This window comes from Bernardetia sp. MNP-M8, from assembly GCF_037126285.1.
Taxonomy (GTDB): Bacteria; Bacteroidota; Bacteroidia; order Cytophagales; family Bernardetiaceae; genus Bernardetia.
Genome location: NZ_CP147012.1, coordinates 626,652 through 644,412, shown reverse-complemented (window position 1 = coordinate 644,412; position 17,761 = coordinate 626,652). Strand labels below are relative to the sequence as shown.

Genomic DNA, 17,761 nt, shown 5'->3' with positions numbered 1-17,761 from the left:
ACAAAAACTAAGCGAAAGAATCCATTTTTCTAAAAAAAAATGATTTTGATTCAAAACTTTTTGTTTCAGAATTGCGTATAAGCATTTTTATTTGAAAATTAGGTTTTAGATTCTGCTAAAGCCTTTACTTTTTTTAGCTGATTGACACATTTGTGTTTTTGGTTGCGAAGATTATGACGAGTAGTATAACCAAATTCTTTTTGAATTTCCTCTGTACTTTTTTCTTCTTCTATGATAGTGGAAAGTAAATTCTGACAATGCGAAGTCAAGCGAGAAAAATAATCTCCAAGTTTATCTATCATTGGCTTTTCGTTTTCTAATTCTATATCAAAACTATTTGATAAAATAGTCTCTATTGCTTTTTGATTAAACTCACTTTCGTCTTCATCAGAATTAGCAAGAGAATAAACAGTCGTTTTTTTGTTTTTTCGTAAAACATTGAGCCATAAATTTTTACTAATTGCAATAATATATGTTTTTAGAGAAGCTGTAAGGTAAAAATCTTCCTTTTTGAGTTTCTCTAAAAATACAATCAATGTTTCTTGAAAAATATCTTGAGCATCTTCTGTTGTGCCTTTGTTTTTGCAAACATAATTTTCTACAAAGCCATAATAATACTGATAGAGTTTTGAAAAGGCTTTTTCATTTCCTTCACAAAACTCTGTCAATAATTGTTTTTGTTCGTCGTAATAAACAAGCTGTTTTTTAGTTCTTTTCATAATTTGTTTACCAACCATCAACGAGGTTTCATCGTCGTTGAGATTTTCATAAATCACTTTTTAGACAAAATTTGGGCAACTTCTTTCGCAAAATAAGACAAAATAACCTTTGCACCTGCTCTTTTTATACTTAACAAAACTTCAAGCATAACTTTTTCTCCATCTATCCAACCTTTTTCAGCTCCTGCTTTTATCATCGCATATTCGCCACTTACATTATAAGCTACAATTGGAACATGTGAATTTTGATTTACTCTACTAATAACATCAAGATAAGAAAGTGCAGGCTTAACCATAATCATATCAGCTCCTTCTTCAATGTCTAATTTAGCTTCTAAAAGAGCTTCACGGATATTAGCAGGATTCATTTGATATGTTTTTTTATCTCCAAAACGAGGTGCAGAATCTAAAGCATCTCTGAAAGGACCATAAAAAGCACTTGCATACTTAGCTGTATAAGCAATTATTCCCACATCTTGAAAACCCTCTTTATCTAAAGCGTGTCTCAAATATCCTACTCGTCCATCCATCATATCTGAAGGAGCAACATAATCAGCACCTGCACGAGCTTGTGCAACAGCCATTTTACCCAATATCTCTAATGTTTCATCATTTATTATTTTTCCATCTTTATAAACTCCATCGTGTCCGTCGCTACTGTAAGGATCCATTGCTACATCAGTCATCACAAAAACATCTGGAAATTTCTCTTTTATGGCTGTTATAGTTTTCAAATAAATATTTTCAGGGTTATGACTAGAAGTTGCCAAAGAATCTTTATGTTCATCTGTCAGACTTGGGAAAGGAGCAAAAGCACGAATTCCTAAATTATAACATTCTTCAATTTCTTCTAAGAGGGTGTCTAAAGAATAACGAAAAATATTAGGCATGGAAGCAATAGGTTCTTTTTTGTTTGTTCCCTCAATGACAAAAATAGGAAAGATAAAATCAGCAACAGAAAGAGAAGTTTCTTCTACCATGGCACGCAAAGCAGCAGATTGACGATTACGACGAGGACGAGAACGCATAGATTGAAAATCGAAAGACATATTTTTTTGATTAAAAATGAATTATCAATAATAAAAAGCTAATTTAATTCATTCTAAACGTTATTTTCAACTTCTTGTTCTTTTTTAACTAGAGAAAGCCATGAAATTGCGTCCTCTTCATTTTCAAAAAACTTAAAGCCATTTCCCAAAACTTTTTTAACAGAATCTAATAAATAAGTTAATCCTGTTCGATATGCAATATGTGTGGAAGGTAAAACAGCTAGTTTTTGTTCTATATCTTTTGCTGTCTGTTTAGATTTGGGCATCCATTTGAGAATAAGCCAAGCTCTTGACATCATTTTTACAAAACCAATTTTTCGTTGGTCAATAAGAACGTTTCCACAATTTACTTTTTGTGCTTCTTCTAAACTCAAATTCCAAATATATTTGTAATCTTCATCAGAAATGTTGCCAATCAAAGTGAGTTTTATAAAATGATTTTCTGCGTTATATTCTAATTTTCCATATTCCTTTTCTAGTAGAGTATTCATGTTTATGGTTTAGTATTGATATATCAGTGAGGATATATTTTTTGTAAGCAAACTAATTTAATTGGGTAGGTGTTGAGTAGATATGTAAGCAAATACTACTCTAAATTTCAAAAAGTGACAATAGTTTTTTAGAAGATAAGGTTTTTATTTATTTTTTTTGAAAAAAAATGATTTTGTATTTGGATATTAAAATAAAAATCGTACTTTTGTAACCGATTTGAAACGGAGATGAGTTAAAGTATTTAATTTATTTTGTTCTTCTTAGTTTTGAAGAGTTATAAGTTTTCAGCTTGCCCTGTAGTTTAATTGGCAGAACAGCGGTTTTTGGTGCCGTTAGTTGAGGTTCGAGTCCTTGCGGGGCAACTTTTATTTTTTACTATTTTTTTTAAAAAATAGTTGTTTTAGAATTTAGTTTATGATACTTTTGTATCACAGTTAATTTGAGCTTTCGTTTCTAGCTTGCCCTGTAGTTTAATTGGCAGAACAGCGGTTTTTGGTGCCGTTAGTTGAGGTTCGAGTCCTTGCGGGGCAACTTTTATTTTGTTAACAACAAAAATAACCTTTATTTCATTTACTTGAAATGAAGGTTTTTTTTTGTAAAAAATATTTTTACAATTTAAACTCAAATTTTAGCAAGTTATTGGTTAAAGTAAAGGTTTTGAAAAAAGTATTCTTTATTTTTGAGAAATAAGGAATTATTTTTGAAAAAGATAGGTTGAGTAGTTGAATTTGAAAGAGTTATCTTAGCCAAAACTATCAAAAAAACATTTCAAAAACACTACTCTCTAAACAAAACCTTCACAAATTGATTTATATAAATATAGATTATTAATAATATGATTGATTATAAAATATACAAGTTGAATTTTAGATTAAATAATGAGTTGAATCGTAGAGTAAACTTTACAAATTCAGCTTCTATTAATTCTGCTTTTCAGATTGGCATATTTTTATTTAATTGTGTATTTACTACTTTATTTGTATTGTTTTCGATAGAGACTCTTCAAACTCAATTTTACAATTTTCAAGGAAAAGAACAACTACAAGAACAAAATAGCCCAAAGAGTGGGACAGACAGACAAAGTGATGCAGTAGAAAATATATTTCCTGCTCAGCTTACAGATAGTTCTGATGATTTTCTGTTTCCAAGAAATTTTAAAATTTATATATGATATTTCGTAGCCTTGAGAGCAAACTTTTAGAGTTAGCTGTTGAGGTTTTTTATTTGCCAACGATTGAAAAAATAATTTCTAAAAATTTCTCTCAAAAAGGCACTAATTAGTATTTTTTAAAACCCATTTATCCCACATTTATTATGAGCAACCTAAATAAACTTCCAGTATTCAAAGAAACAGTATACTTAATATTAGACGGTGAAACTTCACATAAAGAAGAAGCTGAATTTATGAAATTTATAGCTACCTCAACATGGCACCGAGAATACTTTGAAAATGAAAAACAACTTCATACGCTCATCAAAAAAAGCATAGAAAGACAACCTGCACCATTCAACTTACAAGAACTCATACAAGGCAAACTGCACGAAGAAATGGCAGCTAACAAAAGCACAGAAAGCGAAAAAGAAAAAATTAGAAAAAACTAGAATAACACAGAAAATTTTAAAACACAAAAAACTCTTCATTTAGAATTATATAAAATTCGTATGAAGAGTTTTTTTATAGATTTGACTTTTTAAATGAAACTACTTAAAACAAATATCATTCGGAATAACACCCACTTTATAGCGTTCTACTTCTCTTTTGCTCTGCAAATCATATTCAAAAATATAGCCTTCTTGTTGGTAATCTAAAGCATCAGCAAAAAGTAAACGTCCATTTTTAGGAGAAACAACAGCATTATAAATCAGTGTATTTACTGTTCCTAATCCTTCAATAAAAGCAGTTTGAGGAAGACGAGAGTCTATCTGAAAACTAGATAATTGATACAAATTAGTATCAGAAATCCAGTACAAATCATTATTATAGATATTCAAAAACTGAGGTTTTTCTTCTTCTTCAAATACTCTACTTTCGCTACTACGTACATCTGAAAGTGAAGAAGTAATCAATCTAGCTCGCTCCGTATCCGAACCTGTTGCCAAAATCCAAATTCTATTTTGTGCTTCATCAGCAACTATACTTTTCGAACCTGCTGGTGTAGCAATGGTATGAATAATTTCATCGTTTCTTGAATCAATCACCCAAACTTTATCAGCATCGTGAGAAGTAACCCAAATATAATCGCCTAGTTTTGCCATCTTTTCTGTCCATTCTGTAGTACGAATTTCTTTTGTTATTTCATTAGTTTGTAAATTAATGACATAAATCAAATCTCTATAAATAGTGCTTACATACGCTTTTGAATCATTTATTCCAATAAAATGACGAGGCGAATGAAGATTTTTTATAGTTGCTATTCTATCTAAAGTTGTGGGATTTACGACTTCTACTTTTTGAGAATTATTGACTACAATATATCCTTTTCCATTATGAATAGTCATTGATTGTCCTACATTTCCTAAAGGCTCATTATTTACTCTTTCAAAAATATTATTTTCCACTCTTCCCTTGTCTATTCCGTCTTGATGAATAAAAGTAAGAGTCGCTTTCCCCCAATCATAATTTCCTTCATTGACTACAAAAAAGCCGTTTTGGTAATCTCTTGAAGGTTCGCCTTCATCTATACCAATGGGCGATTGTCCATCAATTTCACATGATGAAAGTATAAAAAAACAAGAAAGACAGAATAAGTAAAATAAATTTTTCATTAGAATAGAATTTGGATTTGTTTAAGAAAAATAAAACACAAATCTACAAAAACAAAAAACTTGCCGTAGAAAATAAAAATAGTTTTTTGAAACTATATAAATTAGGAAACTCACTCCATTGACAAAACTTTAATTTTCTGATTGAATTTAGTTTCTTTACTTATTGGATTATTGAGTATTTTTTTGATTTCTAGTAATCCATATCGGAAAAAAGAGTATTCATTATATCCATTTGAACAGACTCTTATTTTCATTTTTTTATGTTTCCACTCCCCTACTTTGTAACACCAAACAAATGCAATAGAACAAAGAGCAAGTAATTTAGCTATTTTCTCTGGTTCTGTCAATTTTGTATTTTCTAGCTTAAAACCTTGTGTTTTTAGTGCTTTAAACAGCGTCTCTATTTCCCAACGTTGTTTATAAATTTCAAAAGCGTTTTCTAAAAAAACAGGTGAAGCCAGATAAATATATCCTTTTTGTGTTCTACTTACAGATAAATATACTTCTACACCATTGACTATAAAAACACCCTCTAAATGATACGTTTCTGAAATAGCCAGTCCTCTACACCATGCTGCAATTGACTTTGTTTTACCTTTTCTAGTCGCTTTAAAATTAGACTTTAGTCGCATTACAAAATCAAAGTTTTTTCCTGATAAATAAGTAAACCATTTTTGACCTACAAACTCTCTATCTGCTACAATAGAAGAAATAGATAGGTTAGGAAAAATAGATAAAAAACGTTCTATTAATTCGATGCGTTCTTCAGTAGAAGAGTTTCCTTTTTTTGGAAAAACAGACCAAATAAGAGGCACTGAAACATTCTTATAAGCTGCTGAAAGTAACAAAATATTTATATTTTTTTTCCCCACTTTCCAATTGGAACGGTCAAGACATAAAACAATATCCTTCCACTTATCAATACCTTGTAAAGAAACAATTAAACGAGTAATTGCCTTAAAATCAAGGTTATAGTGATTTAAAAAGCGTTCAATACGACGTAAAGAGGAGCTGCACTCTACATTCCGTTCAAAAGCTGTAGCAATTTGAATCAATCCTCCTAAGCCTACTTTTATAACAGCTATTACAAAAAGACCTATAAATTGAACTCGTGCAAAATGAAACTCTGTTAAATGAGAAGATAAAACAGTAACTAATTTTGTAACTTTGCCACTAGAAGCATACTTTGCTTTTGCCATAATTGAGAAAAATTTGTGAGAAAATTTTGTAAGAAACTCAATTATGGCTTTTTTTTATCTCGTTTCAAAATCTTTTGTCAGAGGACTGAGATTAGGAAAGAAGAACTCATCACAACTTCAAAACTCCAATTCTCTTTCCAAAACAACTGAATCTTGTTCTAATTTATCATTTCTAAAATAAAATACACTTCTCCATTTTTTATCCTTTTTTATTTCTGAGAAAGGGATTTGATATTCTTCTAATAAAATAGTTTCTGCTGCTTCATCACATTGTTTACAAGGGTCATAAGTTGTTTCTAAGATGTGAAATTTATCATAGTTTGATTGTACTTGATAAGTTTGGTCTATAAAAGTATGTCCACCATAATAATTTACCCAATCCACAAAAACAGTATCTCCAACTTGAACTATTTTTTTTGAAGGAATACCTTTAAACTCGTGTTTAGGATAGAAGCACATGCAAAACTGCCCCATTCTGCTACGTAAGTTTTCTTTTAGATTTATAACCAAGTAAGTAAGATATAGATACTCATTAAACGAACTAGCATAATATATTTCTTGTTTATTGTACTTGTCTATTTCTACTCGTAGTGTATCATCTTTTTGAGCTATTGTTAATAAAATTTCTTGAAATTTTGCTTTATTATCTTCCCATTTACTTCCTATTAAGTCGGTTGAAATAATCGAATCTATTGGTTTTATAAGTTTGTAAGTTTTGAATACTTCTAAATCTCTTGGGTGTATATAACTGTCTGAACTAATAGAATTTGTATTTATAAATGAACCAAATGTATTAAGTCCATTTTCCTTTGTAAGTAAAGCATCTAATTTTCTATCTGTTCTTTTAGAACTTTCTAATAAAAAACTAATCTGTTTTGGCTTGTGTTCTTCTGTAATACTTTCAAGTTTTTGCAACAGAAAATAATCTTTTCCAATAAAGCAAAGAGCTATAATAATAGTTAGAGAAAGCAGTAAATTAATAATCTTAGTTTTCATAAATTTTTTATTTTTTAGGAATTACTTTAAAAGAAATATCATAAAGTGGTGAATATTGAGCAAAATATTCTCTTGTTTCTTTATCTAAAAAATAAAACTGTAATGTTGTATCTCCTACTTTTTCAAAAATATGATATGTTCTAGGGCTTTGCATAGAGTAAAAGGTAGAATCTCCTAATCTAAAAGCATTATCAGGAGTAGAATGACCATATTTTTCTCTTCTCTTTTGAAAATCTGTCCCATATTTCGTGTCAGATTGAAAATAAAATACTTTTACTATCATTTTTTGGTTTTCATAATCTGGAATAAGTGTCGAATAACCTTCAAAATGATTAGATTCAAAAGAAGTAGGAAAGCTCTTTTTATTCTCTTTGAATATAGAATTAGTAAGTTCAATGACTTCTTTTTTATGTTTAATTATATCCAGCCACAAATTAAGGTCATTACTTTCGTTCCAATCTATTTTATGAAAATTTGCTTTTTCAAATAGAGGAGATTGTCGCTGTACATAATTTAATCTTTCACTTATTAGTGCCAAATCTTTTTTTCGTTCTTCTTTTTTATCAGAATTGAATAAACCTTTAAACTCGTTTAGATAAATAGTGGTAAAATCTAATTTTTCATCTGTATAAAATTTATTGTAATACAATAACTCATTACTAACATTTTCTAAACTAGACAAATAACGTCCATAAACATCTGGAGCAGATTTGTAGAGTTTAGCCTCAAAATCTTCTGTTTTAGGCTTTTTTTTATCATCAAAATACATTATGTGATTATACCAACTGTCTTTTACTTCTTCTAAAAAAAGGTTATTTTTTTGGTCAGTTTCGTAATAGAGAGCTTCGTTGATAATATTCTGATGAAAAGCAATAGTTTCTATATCTCTATCTTTTTTCCAAAAATAAAAACACCAACAAGCCACAGCCAAAAGCAGGGTAGATTTATTTACAGTTGGTTTTTTCATAATTTTATTTTTTGCTTAAAACTCCAATTCTCTTTCCAAAACAACAGAATCTTGTTCTAATTTATCATTTCTAAAATAAAATACACTTCGCCATTTTTTGTTCTTTTCTATTTCTGAGAATGGGATTTGATATTCTTCTAAGAGAATGGTTTCATTGTCTTTACCTCCCAAAATTCCAAAGCCAATTTTATAATAACTTCTAAGAGTGAGGCAGCTCTCGTAATTTGATTTTCTTGAATAAGTGGCTGGAATTAGAGAAGTATTTGAATAAAAATTTACCCAATCAACAGAAATTGTATCTCCAACACGAACAATACTTTTTGAAGGAATGCCTATCATATCATAATATGCAAAATAGATAGTTCCTCCTGATGTACTGCTTCTAACTTTATCTTTAAATCTATTTGATACGGAAATAATTTCTGTCCACTCATTATAATCTAGCTTTTCTTTTTTAAAGAGAGAATCAAAAGTAGTATAAGAAACCTGTTTACCCCACTTTAGAAAAGTATATTTCTCTCTAGCTTTTTCAAAAGCATCTGCAATTTTATATTTATGTGATTTCCAATTTTTTCCTAATGTATCACCCCTGTAAATAGAATCAATTACAGAAAGAATTTTGATTACTTCATACTGTTTTTTCTCTGTTTTTGCATAATCTCCATTTACAGGTTCTAAGAAAGGGTTTTGAGAGTTGAGATCTGCATAACCGATTATACTTTCTTTAAAATAGTTATTGCGTTTTTCTGAAATTTTGAGTTGATTGGCAATATATTTCTTGCAATATTCTTCATTTAAAGGTTCTATTTCTTTTCGCAAAGAGTAATTTTGAAATATAAAGTAGAAAGAGGTGAGTAGAATTAACAACAAACTACCATTTATGATTTTAGTTTGCATAGTCAGTTTTTTTAGAAATTACTTTTATTGACACAGAAGATTTCTGTGATTTATCTTTATTTATAACTGGATATAAAACTGTATCTCCTTGTTTTTGAAAGGAATAAAAGGTTTTGTTATTGAAATCAGAGTCTAAGAATAGTGAATCAATATCTATTCTAGGTTCATACTTTTTCTTAGAAGTGTAGTATTCTGTACCGTATTTTGTATCTGTAAAAAATATAAATGATTTGACTAACATTATTTCTTTTTGATAGTCTGGAACAAGCATTGAATAACCTTCAAAATTATTGGAGACGTAAGAGCTTGGAAACTGTTTTTTGTTTTTTCTTAAAATAGAATCTGTCAAATCAATAATTTGTTGGCGTTGCTTTACCAAATCTAGCCATATTTTAGTATCATTTTGTTGCCAATTTATTGAATGAATAGTTGATTTTTTAACTCCTAAAACCTTGTGTACAGAATCTGTGTAGTTTTTTAATGAATTTAGTCTTTTCTCATCTAAAACGTATTCTTTGTCATAGTATTTTTGAAGAATAAATTGCTTTTCAAAGCTACCCACAAGACTAAAATAATCTTGAAGAGATTTTGGAATGAAATTATATAATTTCTTTTCTATTTTATTGCGAATATTGTTATTATAGTCACTAGTATCTTGATTCTTATCTTTTAAACTATAAGTAGCTTTTCGTATGAATTTGTAATTTTCTTTTTGTCTGAATTGTAAAATTTCATTTGTTGCATTGGATATAAACCCTTGAGTATTTATCAAAAACTCTTGATTTTCCTTCTCTTGCCAAAAATAAAAACACCAAAAAGCCACAGCTAAAACAGCCAAAAGCAGGGTAGATTTATTTACAGTTGGTTTTTTCATAGACTAAAAGTTTATAATTATCATCAAAAAAACCTATAAGGTTTCTGAAAACCTTATAGGTTTGAAGGCTAAAATCACTTATAAAAATCATCAACAGCCTTTTGAGCATCTACAAAATCAAATTCAAAACCTGCTTTTACTATCTTATCATCACTTGCTTTTATACTTCTCAAAACTGATTCTGCTTGTTGTCCTAAAAGCAAATACATAGCAGGTTCGGGAACATTTGGCAAAAACAATGGCTTATCTAAAGAATTTGCAATAATGCGTGTCAGTTCTGCATTTGTTACAGGATTTGGAGCAACAGCATTATAAGTTCCTGTCATTTTATTATCTTCAATTGCCTTGATAAAAATTCTACAAAGGTCATCAATATGAATCCAAGAAACGACTTGATTTCCATCTCCCAACGCAGCACCAGCCCACGCTTTTACAGGTTTTGCCATTTCTACAAGTGCGCCACCTTTATCACTCAAAACAATTCCGATACGAATAATAGTAGAACGAATATTTGAAGGAACTTCAGCGTGTGCTTTTTCCCATTCTACACAAACTTGCGCCAAAAAGTCATTTCCAGCTGGAGCATCTTCTTTATGTAAATTACGGCTATGTTCTTTCTCAAAACCATAATAACCAATAGCAGAAGCTCCAATATAGGTTTTAACATGATGGTCTAAAACAGTTAGTTTTTCTACTAAAAGAGCTGTTGAGAGAGTGCGACTTTCTATTATTTTTTCCTTTTGAGAATCTATCCAAGCCTTTTCCATAATGCTAGTTCCTGCCAAATGAATGACACAATCAGCTTTTTGGATGGCTTCTTCTTCCATTTCGCCAGCTTCTACATCCCACTCATAGACTGTAACCCCTGGAATATGACTTCCCGAACGGCTAAGGTGCATTACTTCATAATTTCCACTTGCTAATAAAAGCTCTGTAAGGCGAGTTCCAACAAGTCCAGAACCTCCTGTAATCAATATTTTTTTCATAAAATAAATAAAATCAAAAAAATGTAGTTGTAAAAATGAATCAATATTATATCTAACTCTATTTTTGTAAAAACGTTTTGAGTTTTTATGTAAACGTTCTTAGTGAGATTAAACAAAGAATATCAAAAATACTTTCAAATAATTCTTGCTTTTAAATATTATAGTCTGTACTTTTGCACCCAAATTAAGGATAAGCCTTGAAAAATCAATCTCTTTAAAAAGTACCTAAAAAGCTCCTATAAAAGTGTCTGAGAACCAATTATCTGATTCTGCGAAGAAAAAAATTGCTCGTTCGTATCACCTTCAATTTGGAGGTTTTGCATTAGTAATGCTTCTTTGTATGTTGGCTTTTCAGTTTTTTGTAACTCAATATTATATTCCTCAAGTTTGGGGCGTTTATATTGGAATTACACTTTTATACTGGATTACAGGAATGATTACCTTGCGTTTTTTGGGGAGTGCTAATTTTGGTTATGCTATGATGGTTTCCAAAATGGTAAGAATGCTTTTTTGTGCTTCTGTGATGCTTGCTTATGTTATGATAAGTGGCGAAGGAGTAATTAGTTTGGCTTTTGTGATGCTTTTTCTATATTTTGGTTATTTATTGTTTGAAATTCGTGCATTGTTACCTAACTTGCAGCGCAATTCAGAACAAGACTCAGAGAAACCATAAATTAGCCAACGTTCCTTATACGTTTCTAGTTCAATTTAGGTTTAGATAAAAAGAAATTAATTTTCAGCGTAAATTATAAATTACACTAATACGGAATCAAGTGAAGAATAACATTTTACCTTTCATCAAATTCAACTATTCAAAAATTACTTTTTTGAGTGTTTTGTTTTCTCTACTTACTTTTTCTAATCTATTTGCTCAAGATGGACAAAAAGATGGAATTAATAGTAATGAAACAGACGGACATTTAGACATTGAACACGTCGATGAAGATAAGTTTGATATTACTGAGATGATTAATCATCACATTTTGGATTCTCACGAATGGCATCTTTTTACTACTGTTGATGAAAACAAAGAAGAGCATCATTACTCTATTCCATTGCCTCTGATTGTTTATACAAATGGACAGTTTGATGTATTTATGTCTAGTGAATTTCATCATGCGCCTATCAAAACTGTTGAGATTCCAAATGAAAAAGTAACAGCAGGACACGATAATACTCGTGCCGTTCTCACAAAAGGACAATACAACTACATCTTAGACCACGAACATGTAAAAGTGGTAGATAATAATGGAAAGTTAATTGAAGATATTCATCCTCTTGATTTATCAATTACAAAAAATGTCGCTTCAATGATGATTGCTTCACTTTTACTTTTAGTAATTGGATTTAGCATTGCAGGAGCATACAAAAAACGTGAAGGACAAGCACCAAAAGGAATGCAATCTTTCTTTGAGCCTATTATTGTTTATCTTCGTGATGATTTGGCTATTCCAAACATTGGCGAACACAAATACAAAAAATATTTTCCGTATCTATTGACTTTGTTTTTCTTTATTTGGTTTAATAACCTTTTAGGTTTGCTTCCTTCTGGCGCAAACACTTCAGGAAACATTGCCTTTACAATGACTTTAGCAGCTCTTACTCTTATTATTACAAATGTTTCAGCAAACAAACATTATTGGAAACACGTCTTTGCAATGCCAGGTGTGCCAATTCCACTTTTGTTGATTATGATTCCTGTAGAGATTATTGGTATTTTTACTAAGCCAATAGCTCTTATGATTCGTCTTTTTGCTAACATAACAGCAGGACACACAATTATTTTAGCCTTGATTGGAATTATCTTTATATTCAAAAACTATATTTTGGGTGTGCCTATTGTTCCTTTTGTATTTTTGATGATGTGTTTAGAGTTATTTGTTGCCCTTTTACAAGCATATATCTTTACTCTTCTTACAGCATTATTTATTGGTCAAGCTATTGCAGACGACCATCACTAAATCAGTAACCAGTTATCAGTAATGTAGTTACCAGTTAAATGCAATTACTGAAAAACTAGTTATTTTAGAAGGAAAAGATTAGAATAAGAAAATATAATTACTCATTAGTATTTTTGTATTACTTCTAAAATCTAATTTCTAACTTCTACCTTTATTTTCGGATAAATTTCAGAATACAAGACACTTATTTTAGTCTTATTTTAATTAAAAACGGTAGGTTTTTTATTAAAAAAATAGTATTCATTATATATATCAATTCATTTTCTTTTTATACTCTTTAAATTTAGATATTATGTTCGCATTTATTGCTATGTTATTGCAAGCTGTTGCTGATTATTCTGCTTATGCTGCTATCGGTGGTGGTCTTGGTGCTGGTTTAGCTGTTTTGGGTGCTGGTCTTGGTATCGGTCAAGTAGGTGGTCGTGCTATGGAAGCTATGGCTCGCCAACCTGAAAAATTAGGTCAAATCCAAACTGCAATGATTATTGCAGCAGCCCTTATTGAAGGTGCAGCTCTTTTTGCTATCGTAGTTTCATTCCTTATCGGTGGCTGGAAGTAAGACATACAAAAATGAAGTAGTAATAAATTAGTTATTGCTACTTCGTTTTTAACTAGTTCTATCTAATTTTATAAAAAGAAAATTATCCTATACTTGTCAGATACTTCAAAGTGTCAGGTAAATAAAAGATAAAAAAAATATTCCGTTATTTTATGTTTTGCATAAATAACAACTAAAAAAAGAATTTAATTTAATACCTATATATTTAATCATTATGCTTCTTCAACTCAATCCACTTATTACGCCTAATGTTGGTCTTATTTTTTGGACAGGACTTATCTTTATCTTGCTTGTTGTTGTTTTAGGCAAATTTGTTTGGCCTTCTATCACAAAAGCATTAGAAACTCGTGAGCGTTCTATCGAAGAAGCTCTTAAAGCTGCTGAAGCTGCTCGTATGGCAAAGGCAGATTTAGAAAATGAAATTGAAAAAATCCGTCAAGAAGGACGTATTGAGCGTGAGCAAATGATGAAAGAAACTCGTGTAGTTGCTTCTAAAATGGAAGAAGATGCTCGTGAACGTGCAACAAAAGAATACAATCGTATTTTGGAAGATGCAAAACGTGAAATCGACTCACAGAAACAAAATGCTATGGCTGATGTAAGAAAGCAAGTTGCAACTCTTTCTTTACAAATTGCTGAGAAATTAGTAAAAGAACAATTAGGTTCTGATTCTGCTCAAAAACAATTGGTAGAAAATTATTTGAATGATATTAAAGTAAATTAATTGATAATTGACAGTTGATTATTAAATAACATAAAATTTATTTTTCGTTTTTTGAAATTTTCAACTGAAATTTAGCATAACTAACTTATCAATTTTCCATTATCAATTTTCAATTATAATAAATTATGTCAGATATTCGTGTTGCTTCTAGATATGCCAAATCAGTTTTTGATTTAGCCAATGAACACTCTACTTTGGAAGAAGTGCATAATGATATGGTAAATATCAAAGAAACAGTTGAAGGAAGCAGAGAATTAGAGGTGCTTTTGAAAAGCCCTATTGTCAATCCTTCTAAAAAACTATCTATCTTAAATGCTCTTTTTGGAAGTAGTAATGATTTGACAAAGAAATTTTTTACGCTTGTAGTAAAAAAAGGACGTGAAGCAGACCTTTTTGAAACTGCCAAACAATTTCATTTGCTTTACAATTCTCAAAAGGGAGTTGAAATGGCAGAAGTAATTACTCCTTTTGAACTTACAGATGATTTGCGTAACTCTTTTAAAGAGAAAATACGTCAGCTTTCTGGACAACAAGGAGTAGAATTAAAAGAGACAATAGATAAAAGTCTTATCGGAGGTTTTATTTTGAATATTGAAGGAAAGCAGATTGATGATTCTGTCAAAACTCGCCTTCAAAAAATAGAACAGTCGTTAGGTAAATAGAAAAATCGTAAATTAAAATTACCTTGACAATGGTCTTGACCTTGTCAATGGTTGTCATTAAGAAATATTTTGTACCTTTGCAATCTATTCAAAAAAAATAAAAATTCAATCGTAACTGTTAAATTCACGAATAAATGGTCAGACCTGATGAAGTTTCAGCAATTCTAAGAGAACAACTCTCTAATGCAAAAACAGACGCTCAACTCGAAGAAGTAGGAACTGTACTTCAAGTAGGTGATGGTGTTGCTCGTATCTACGGACTTACAAACGCTCGTGCTGGTGAGCTTATCGAATTCAACAACGGCTTGACTGGAATGGTCTTGAACCTTGAAGAAGATAATGTAGGAGCTGTACTCTTTGGAGATTATACTAACGTAGGTGAAGGCGATTCTGTCAAAACTACTGGACGTATTGCATCACTTAAAGTAGGTGATGGTATGGTAGGACGTGTAGTTGATACACTTGGAAATCCTATTGATGGTAAAGGTCCTATTGCAGGAGACCTTTATGAAATGCCACTTGAGCGTAAAGCACCAGGTGTAATTTATCGTGAGCCAGTAACAGAGCCTCTTCAAACAGGTATAAAGGCGATTGATGCAATGATTCCAATCGGTCGTGGTCAGCGTGAGCTTATCATTGGTGACCGTCAGACAGGTAAAACTGCTGTAGCGATTGATGCAATTATCAATCAAAAAGAATTTTATGACAAAGGAGAGCCAGTTTTCTGTATCTATGTAGCTATCGGACAAAAAGCCTCTACGGTGGCTGGTATCGTTGCTTCATTAGAGCGTTACGGAGCTATGGCTTATACAGTTATTGTTTCAGCTTCGGCTGCTGACCCTGCTCCAATGCAATTTTTTGCGCCATTTGCTGGTGCTGCAATCGGAGAGTTTTTCCGTGATACTGGTCGTCCTGCTCTTGTAGTTTATGATGATCTTTCAAAACAAGCTGTTGCTTACCGTGAGGTTTCTCTTCTTCTTCGTCGTCCTCCAGGGCGTGAAGCATACCCAGGAGACGTATTTTATCTTCACTCTCGTCTTTTGGAGCGTGCTGCAAAAGTTATCAATGATGATAAAATTGCACAAGGTATGAATGATATTCCTGAATCTTTGCAAAAAGCAGGTATCGTAAGAGGTGGAGGTTCACTAACAGCACTTCCAATCATTGAGACACAAGCAGGTGACGTTTCGGCATATATCCCAACTAACGTAATTTCGATTACAGATGGTCAGATATTCTTAGAAACTAACTTATTTAACTCTGGTATCCGTCCAGCAATTAACGTAGGTATTTCGGTATCTCGTGTAGGGGGTTCGGCTCAGATTAAGTCTATGAAAAAAGTATCTGGTACTTTGAAACTAGACCAAGCACAATTTAGAGAACTAGAAGCATTTGCAAAATTTGGTTCTGACCTTGATGCAGCTACTAAACTTGTTATTGAACGTGGACGTAGAAATACAGAAATGTTGAAGCAAAAACAATTCTCTCCAGTAGAAGTAGAGAAGCAAGTTGCTATCATTTATGCTACTACAAATGGTATTACTGATAATGTTCCTACTGAAAAAATGAAAGATTATGAATCAAATTATCTAAGCATTTTGGAGCAAAATCATAGAAAAACATTAGACGAACTTCGTGCAGGAAAATATACGCCAGAACAAACTGACGTTCTTGCTAAAGTAGCTAAAGATGTAGCTAAAACGTATAATGTTGCAACTGCAAAAGCATAATTTAATTCTGTATAATAGACTTTTTAGTCTGTTTTAAATAGTCAAATTTAATTTCCGTGTTTTATTTTTAAAATGAAACACGGTTATTCAAAACATATAGATTTACACAGACTAAAGTCTGTGCTACAAAAGCCTTCAAAATATACTATGGCAAATTTAAAAGAAGTTCGTGGAAGGATTGTATCTGTAAAATCCACCCAGCAAATTACAAAAGCAATGAAAATGGTAGCTGCTGCAAAGCTGCGCCGAGCTCAAAATCGTATGATGCAAATGCGTCCATACGCTCAAAAATTGAGTCAAATTTTGCAAAATGTAACGGCTTCTCTTGTTGGAGATGATTTTGAAAGCAAGTATAGTGAAGTTCGTGCAGAAGAAAAAATATTGATTGTAACTATTACATCAGATAAAGGTCTTTGTGGAGCTTTCAATACGTATGTACTTCGTGCTATGCAAAGTTTGATTAATCGTAATTATAGCCGTCAGAATTCTTTAGGAAACGTAACAGTTATGCCTATTGGAAAGCGTGCTTTGGATTATGTTCGTCGTCGTAATATGAAATCTGTAAATGATTATTCAGCAATATTCTCTCAAAAAGAACTTACATTTGATTATGTTCGCCAAGCAGCAGAATATGCAATGGATGAGTTTACAAAAGGAAATTACGATAAAATAGAAATTGTCTATAATGAATTTAAAAATGTTGCTACACAGATTGTACGTGTAGAACAGTTTTTGCCAATTGCTCCTCCTACTGAGAAAGTGGAAGAAAAAGTATCAGCAAAACCATCTTTGGTTAAAAAAGAAGAATTTTCTGCAAACGTAGATTATATCTTTGAACCAAATAAAAAAGAAATTTTAGCAGACCTTATTCCTCAATCTCTCAAAACACAGTTTTATAGCAAAATCCTAGAATCAAATGCAGCCGAACAAGGCGCACGTATGACTGCTATGGATAAAGCAACTGAAAATGCAGGAGAACTTCTCAAAGAGTTGAAATTGAGTTATAACAGAGCTAGACAGGCTAACATTACAAAAGAAATTTTGGAAATTGTTGGTGGTGCAGAAGCATTAGAGCAAAGTTAATAGTTAGTTCTAAATCAAGAATATTAAAAAAACCGTCTGAAATTTATTTATTTCAGACGGTTTTTTGATTCATAGAAAATATTTTGATTTTAGTTTT

Annotated in this window: 19 protein-coding genes and 2 tRNA genes; 11 read left to right on the top strand and 10 right to left on the bottom strand. The window is 31.1% G+C overall.

Annotated elements, in window-relative coordinates:
- Window positions 1-98: 98 nt before the first annotated feature.
- The 3 genes from V9L04_RS02845 to V9L04_RS02835 are packed head-to-tail and all read right to left on the bottom strand — an operon-like array spanning window position 99 to window position 2,259.
- Complete coding sequence (locus tag V9L04_RS02845; RefSeq protein WP_338792557.1) at window positions 99-719, bottom strand: sigma-70 family RNA polymerase sigma factor; 621 nt, start codon at window positions 717-719, stop codon at window positions 99-101.
- Between the two features lie 53 nt (window positions 720-772).
- Window positions 773-1,768: a porphobilinogen synthase gene (gene hemB, locus V9L04_RS02840; protein ID WP_338792556.1), complete on the bottom strand. Its 996-nt coding sequence runs from the start codon at window positions 1,766-1,768 to the stop codon at window positions 773-775.
- 53 nt (window positions 1,769-1,821) lie between these two features.
- Complete coding sequence (locus tag V9L04_RS02835; RefSeq protein ID WP_338792555.1) at window positions 1,822-2,259, bottom strand: hypothetical protein; 438 nt, start codon at window positions 2,257-2,259, stop codon at window positions 1,822-1,824.
- A gap of 291 nt (window positions 2,260-2,550) precedes the next feature.
- Between V9L04_RS02835 and V9L04_RS02830 the strand changes: the two genes are divergently transcribed.
- From V9L04_RS02830 to V9L04_RS02815, 4 genes are all read left to right on the top strand, one after another.
- Window positions 2,551-2,622, top strand: a tRNA-Gln gene (locus V9L04_RS02830).
- A gap of 97 nt (window positions 2,623-2,719) precedes the next feature.
- A tRNA-Gln gene (locus V9L04_RS02825) sits at window positions 2,720-2,791 on the top strand.
- Between the two features lie 304 nt (window positions 2,792-3,095).
- Entirely contained in the window at window positions 3,096-3,431 is a 336-nt protein-coding gene (locus tag V9L04_RS02820) for a hypothetical protein (protein WP_338792554.1), read from the top strand.
- 143 nt (window positions 3,432-3,574) lie between these two features.
- Window positions 3,575-3,862 (top strand): hypothetical protein, encoded by a 288-nt coding sequence (locus V9L04_RS02815; RefSeq protein WP_338792553.1) that lies wholly within the window; start codon window positions 3,575-3,577, stop codon window positions 3,860-3,862.
- 99 nt (window positions 3,863-3,961) lie between these two features.
- Here the strand turns inward: V9L04_RS02815 and V9L04_RS02810 are convergent, their stop codons facing one another.
- The 7 genes from V9L04_RS02810 to V9L04_RS02780 form a co-directional block, all read right to left on the bottom strand.
- A complete protein-coding gene (locus V9L04_RS02810; protein ID WP_338792551.1) occupies window positions 3,962-5,026 on the bottom strand; it encodes a DUF5074 domain-containing protein in 1,065 nt (354 codons plus the stop codon).
- A gap of 110 nt (window positions 5,027-5,136) precedes the next feature.
- Window positions 5,137-6,225, bottom strand: a complete 1,089-nt coding sequence (locus tag V9L04_RS02805) for an IS4 family transposase (protein WP_338792550.1) — start codon at window positions 6,223-6,225, stop codon at window positions 5,137-5,139.
- 117 nt (window positions 6,226-6,342) lie between these two features.
- The gene (locus tag V9L04_RS02800) at window positions 6,343-7,221 is read right to left on the bottom strand and encodes a hypothetical protein (protein ID WP_338792549.1); all 879 of its coding nucleotides are present in this window, start codon (window positions 7,219-7,221) and stop codon (window positions 6,343-6,345) included.
- Between the two features lie 7 nt (window positions 7,222-7,228).
- On the bottom strand, window positions 7,229-8,188 hold the full coding sequence (locus V9L04_RS02795; protein ID WP_338792548.1) for a hypothetical protein: 960 nt from the start codon (window positions 8,186-8,188) through the stop codon (window positions 7,229-7,231).
- Between the two features lie 15 nt (window positions 8,189-8,203).
- The gene (locus V9L04_RS02790; RefSeq protein WP_338792547.1) at window positions 8,204-9,007 is read right to left on the bottom strand and encodes a hypothetical protein; all 804 of its coding nucleotides are present in this window, start codon (window positions 9,005-9,007) and stop codon (window positions 8,204-8,206) included.
- Window positions 9,008-9,074: 67 nt separating this feature from the next.
- On the bottom strand, window positions 9,075-9,959 hold the full coding sequence (locus V9L04_RS02785; RefSeq protein WP_338792546.1) for a hypothetical protein: 885 nt from the start codon (window positions 9,957-9,959) through the stop codon (window positions 9,075-9,077).
- A 74-nt stretch (window positions 9,960-10,033) separates the two neighbouring features.
- Window positions 10,034-10,945 (bottom strand): TIGR01777 family oxidoreductase, encoded by a 912-nt coding sequence (locus V9L04_RS02780; RefSeq protein WP_338792545.1) that lies wholly within the window; start codon window positions 10,943-10,945, stop codon window positions 10,034-10,036.
- Window positions 10,946-11,189: 244 nt separating this feature from the next.
- On the opposite strand from V9L04_RS02780, the gene V9L04_RS02775 reads away from it, so the two are divergent.
- From V9L04_RS02775 to atpG, 7 genes are all read left to right on the top strand, one after another.
- A complete protein-coding gene (locus tag V9L04_RS02775) occupies window positions 11,190-11,618 on the top strand; it encodes a hypothetical protein (protein ID WP_338792544.1) in 429 nt (142 codons plus the stop codon).
- 100 nt (window positions 11,619-11,718) lie between these two features.
- The gene (gene atpB / locus V9L04_RS02770) at window positions 11,719-12,906 is read left to right on the top strand and encodes a F0F1 ATP synthase subunit A (protein ID WP_338792543.1); all 1,188 of its coding nucleotides are present in this window, start codon (window positions 11,719-11,721) and stop codon (window positions 12,904-12,906) included.
- Between the two features lie 292 nt (window positions 12,907-13,198).
- A complete protein-coding gene (gene atpE / locus V9L04_RS02765; RefSeq protein ID WP_291725959.1) occupies window positions 13,199-13,465 on the top strand; it encodes an ATP synthase F0 subunit C in 267 nt (88 codons plus the stop codon).
- Between the two features lie 214 nt (window positions 13,466-13,679).
- Window positions 13,680-14,189, top strand: coding sequence for a F0F1 ATP synthase subunit B (gene atpF / locus V9L04_RS02760; RefSeq protein ID WP_338792542.1), 510 nt, complete (start codon window positions 13,680-13,682; stop codon window positions 14,187-14,189).
- Window positions 14,190-14,314: 125 nt separating this feature from the next.
- The gene (gene atpH / locus V9L04_RS02755) at window positions 14,315-14,851 is read left to right on the top strand and encodes an ATP synthase F1 subunit delta (protein WP_338792541.1); all 537 of its coding nucleotides are present in this window, start codon (window positions 14,315-14,317) and stop codon (window positions 14,849-14,851) included.
- Window positions 14,852-14,985: 134 nt separating this feature from the next.
- Window positions 14,986-16,581, top strand: a complete 1,596-nt coding sequence (atpA, locus tag V9L04_RS02750; protein ID WP_338792540.1) for a F0F1 ATP synthase subunit alpha — start codon at window positions 14,986-14,988, stop codon at window positions 16,579-16,581.
- 147 nt (window positions 16,582-16,728) lie between these two features.
- Entirely contained in the window at window positions 16,729-17,664 is a 936-nt protein-coding gene (atpG, locus tag V9L04_RS02745) for an ATP synthase F1 subunit gamma (protein WP_338792539.1), read from the top strand.
- Window positions 17,665-17,761: the final 97 nt, after the last annotated feature.

Excerpts from the sequence above, each read along its gene's own strand:
- V9L04_RS02845 (WP_338792557.1), bottom strand. The coding sequence starts at position 719 with ATGAAAAGAACTAAAAAACAGCTTGTTTATTACGACGAACAAAAACAA.
- V9L04_RS02785 (WP_338792546.1), bottom strand. The coding sequence starts at position 9,959 with ATGAAAAAACCAACTGTAAATAAATCTACCCTGCTTTTGGCTGTTTTA.
- V9L04_RS02780 (WP_338792545.1), bottom strand. The coding sequence starts at position 10,945 with ATGAAAAAAATATTGATTACAGGAGGTTCTGGACTTGTTGGAACTCGC.
- hemB (WP_338792556.1), bottom strand. The coding sequence starts at position 1,768 with ATGTCTTTCGATTTTCAATCTATGCGTTCTCGTCCTCGTCGTAATCGT.
- V9L04_RS02810 (WP_338792551.1), bottom strand. The coding sequence starts at position 5,026 with ATGAAAAATTTATTTTACTTATTCTGTCTTTCTTGTTTTTTTATACTT.
- V9L04_RS02795 (WP_338792548.1), bottom strand. The coding sequence starts at position 8,188 with ATGAAAAAACCAACTGTAAATAAATCTACCCTGCTTTTGGCTGTGGCT.
- V9L04_RS02805 (WP_338792550.1), bottom strand. The coding sequence starts at position 6,225 with ATGGCAAAAGCAAAGTATGCTTCTAGTGGCAAAGTTACAAAATTAGTT.
- V9L04_RS02815 (WP_338792553.1), top strand. The coding sequence starts at position 3,575 with ATGAGCAACCTAAATAAACTTCCAGTATTCAAAGAAACAGTATACTTA.
- atpE (WP_291725959.1), top strand. The coding sequence starts at position 13,199 with ATGTTCGCATTTATTGCTATGTTATTGCAAGCTGTTGCTGATTATTCT.
- atpF (WP_338792542.1), top strand. The coding sequence starts at position 13,680 with ATGCTTCTTCAACTCAATCCACTTATTACGCCTAATGTTGGTCTTATT.
- V9L04_RS02800 (WP_338792549.1), bottom strand. The coding sequence starts at position 7,221 with ATGAAAACTAAGATTATTAATTTACTGCTTTCTCTAACTATTATTATA.
- V9L04_RS02820 (WP_338792554.1), top strand. The coding sequence starts at position 3,096 with ATGATTGATTATAAAATATACAAGTTGAATTTTAGATTAAATAATGAG.
- atpH (WP_338792541.1), top strand. The coding sequence starts at position 14,315 with ATGTCAGATATTCGTGTTGCTTCTAGATATGCCAAATCAGTTTTTGAT.
- atpG (WP_338792539.1), top strand. The coding sequence starts at position 16,729 with ATGGCAAATTTAAAAGAAGTTCGTGGAAGGATTGTATCTGTAAAATCC.
- V9L04_RS02835 (WP_338792555.1), bottom strand. The coding sequence starts at position 2,259 with ATGAATACTCTACTAGAAAAGGAATATGGAAAATTAGAATATAACGCA.
- atpA (WP_338792540.1), top strand. The coding sequence starts at position 14,986 with ATGGTCAGACCTGATGAAGTTTCAGCAATTCTAAGAGAACAACTCTCT.